1 protein-coding gene and 1 riboswitch are annotated in these 3,377 nt (G+C 72.3%); the gene reads left to right on the top strand.

Features of this window, described 5'->3' with window-relative positions:
* Positions 1-701 precede the first annotated feature (701 nt).
* Positions 702-804, top strand: a riboswitch (SAM riboswitch).
* A gap of 8 nt (positions 805-812) precedes the next feature.
* Positions 813-3,257 (top strand): 5-methyltetrahydropteroyltriglutamate--homocysteine S-methyltransferase, encoded by a 2,445-nt coding sequence (gene metE / locus AB0F40_RS27375; protein WP_357475465.1) that lies wholly within the window; start codon positions 813-815, stop codon positions 3,255-3,257.
* Positions 3,258-3,377: the final 120 nt, after the last annotated feature.

The following is a 3,377-nucleotide window of genomic DNA, read 5'->3' as shown; positions in this document are numbered from 1 at the left end:
CCCACTCCTTACCCCCGCGCGCCCCCGGGGGGCGTCTTTTTGTTGGTTGTGTTGGTTTTTTTTCGCAACAACAACCGGCCGATCTCATCCCATCCGACCGAACCCATTGGCTGGCGGTGCATCCCCTGTCCTGCTCTACGTGCTCGCCGTCGCGGTCTTCGCGCAAGGCACGGCATGGTCGTCGCCGCACCGCTGACCGCCGCGCTCGTACGCCGTCTGCCACCCCGCTGGACCCTGTTGGTCGGCGGCACGCTGATCGCGCGCAGCATGGCGTCCGCCCACGGTGCGCCGACGATGGGCGGGGCGTTCTCGACCGCCGCGCTGAACCTCGGCGCACTGGTCGGGCCGGTGCTCGGCGGCACGGCGATCGGACTCCTGGTGCTGACGGGCCCGCTGGTCGTCAGCACGGCGCTGGCAGGGTCCGCCGTACTGCTCGGGCGGCGACGAGCCGACGTCGGCCCGCCCGCCCCCGCGCTGACCGCGGGTGCGACACAGAGTCCCCGCCGAGATGACCATGTAGCTGCTGCCAGTTCAGGGCCGTTTCTGGCAGCAGCTACATGGTCACCTGGGGCACCTGCGGTCCGGCGGGCGACGCCGGGCGCTTGGCACACTTTTTGTGGACCGAGCGCGCCAAGCTTCGATGCCATCCCGAGGCGTGGACGGTTTTCCGACCACATCCCGGGCATGCCTACGATCCAGGTCAATCATCCAGAGCGGTCGAGAGTCCTGGCTCCACGACACCGCAGCAACCTGCCTCCGGAGCGCCAAAGCCGGGCAAGGTGCTAACGCCAGGTCCGATGGAGCTGATACGCATGGCAGTTGAGTTCACGCCCCTTTCCCCCGCCACGATCCTTGGCTACCCACGCATCGGCCGACGCCGCGAGCTCAAGCGCGCCGTCGAGGCGTCCTGGGCCGGCCGCACCACCATCGACGAGCTGGAGACGACGGCCCGCGATCTGCGACTGGCCACCGCGCGACACCTCGTCGACCTGGGCCTGGACGCGGAGACGGCCGCCGTCCCCGGCTCGTTCTCGTTCTACGACCAGGTGCTCGACGCCGTCGCGCTGCTGGGGGCGGTGCCCGAACGGTTCCGTGACCTGGTCTCGACAGGGGTCTCGACAGGCTCGACCAACGAGAGCGAAGGCGCGCTCTCCCTGGAGGGCTACTTCACGCTGGCCCGCGGCGAGGGTGACAAGCCGCCGCTCGAGATGACCAAGTGGTTCGACACCAACTATCACTACCTGGTCCCGGAGATCGGGCCGGACACCCCCATCGGGTTCGTGGACGACCGCGTGGTGCGCGAGTTCACCGAGCTCGCCCACCCGGCGGACGGCGGCCACGCCGTCGTGACCCGTCCCGTGCTCGTCGGCCCGGTGACGTTCCTTCTGCTCAGCAAGGCGGCAGGACCTTCGCGCGGCTCGCAGGCTCACCCCGCGGCCGGCGCACCCGACGGCTTCCACCCCCTGGACCGCCTGGACGACGTCGTCGACGCGTACGCCGACCTGCTGCGTGCCCTGGCCGCCGCGGGCGCGCCCTGGGTGCAGCTCGACGAGCCTGCCCTGGTCACGGACCTGCTCGACGTCCCCTTCGACGAGGTGGCCGACGCCGTCCGCCGGGCCTACGCGCGGCTCGCCACGGACCTCTCCCCCGCTGCGGGAGCCACCGGCACGGCCGAGCGCCCCGCGATCCTGGTCACCGCGCCCTACGGTGACCTACGCAGCGAGGCCGGCGACGGGCTCGCCCTGCTGGCCGGGACCGACGTCGAGGCGATCGCCGTCGACCTGGTGCGCGGCGCGGTCCCCGCAGGACCGGTACCGGGCCTGGAGACCAAGACCCTGGTCGCGGGCGTGATCGACGGGCACAACATCTGGCGCGCCGACCTCGACGCTCGGCTGGCCACGCTGGACGGCCTGTCCGCGCTGGGGTCCGGGGCGGTCGCCGTCGGCACCTCGACGTCGCTGCTGCACGTGCCGCACGACGTCGGCGACGAGCCCCGCCTCGATCCGGACCTGAAGACGTGGCTCGCGTTCGCCGACCAGAAGGTCGCGGAGGTCGTGACGCTGGCGACCGGCCTGGCCGCGGGGCGGACGGCGGTCGCCGGCGCGCTCGACGAGTCCACCGCGGCGGTGCGGTCGCGCGCCCAGGCCCCCGGCGTCGTCGTGCCGGAGGTACGGGACCGGACCGCGGCCCTGACCCCCGCCGACGTCGAGCGCGCACCCTATGCCGAGCGGGCCGCAGCCCAGCAGGCGAGGCTCGGCCTGCCGCCGCTGCCGACCACGACCATCGGCTCGTTCCCGCAGACAGCCGAGATCCGCCGCACCCGGGCGTCCTGGGCGCGCGGTGAGCTGTCCGACGCCGAGTACACGGCCGCCATGCGCGCCGAGATCGCGAGCACCGTCGCGCTCCAGGAGGAGCTGGGCCTGGACGTGCTGGTGCACGGCGAGCCGGAGCGCAACGACATGGTGCAGTACTTCGCCGAGCAGCTCGACGGGTTCGCGACCACCGTGCACGGCTGGGTGCAGTCGTACGGCTCGCGCTGCGTGCGGCCACCGATCCTGTGGGGTGACGTGTCCCGGCCCGCACCCCTGACCGTGGAGTGGACCGCGTACGCGGCGTCGCTCACTGGGCGGCCGGTCAAGGGCATGCTCACCGGCCCGGTCACCATCCTGGCGTGGTCGTTCGTCCGCGACGACCTGCCCCTGGGCGACACCGCCGACCAGGTCGCCCTGGCCCTGCGGGACGAGGTGAGGGACCTGGAGGGTGCCGGGGTCGGCGTCGTGCAGGTGGACGAGCCGGCGCTGCGGGAGCTGCTGCCCCTGCGCCGCTCCGCGCACGCGGGCTACCTGGACTGGTCGGTGCGCTCGTTCCGGCTCTCGACGGCGGGGGCCGACATCGCCACGCAGGTGCACACCCACCTGTGCTACTCGGAGTTCGGGCAGGTCATCGGCGCGATCGACGGTCTCGACGCCGACGTGACATCCGTCGAGGCGGCACGGTCCCGGATGGAGATCGTGCCGGAGCTGGCCGACGCCGGGTACGCGCGCGGCATCGGCCCGGGCGTCTACGACATCCACAGCCCGCGCGTGCCGTCGGTCGAGGAGGTCACCGAGCTGGTCACGCTGGCTGCCAAGTCGATCGACCCGCGGCTGGTCTGGGTCAACCCGGACTGCGGCCTGAAGACCCGCGGCTACGCCGAGACGACGGAGTCGCTCCGCAACCTGGTGACGGCAGCGAGGTCGGTCCGCGCCACCCTCTGACGACTGTCTCGGCCCGGGCTGCCCTGATCTACTTCGCTGTCGGCTTGTACGGCGCGCGCGACATGTTGCGGGAAGACCGGGACGCGGTCGCGAACTTCGTCCGCTGGGCCAAGGACCGTG

The sequence above is a fragment of the Promicromonospora sp. NPDC023987 genome, from assembly GCF_040639055.1.
Taxonomy (GTDB): Bacteria; Actinomycetota; Actinomycetes; order Actinomycetales; family Cellulomonadaceae; genus Promicromonospora.
The sequence above is the reverse complement of the archived record's forward strand: the minus strand, read 5'-3'. Positions and strand labels throughout refer to the sequence as shown.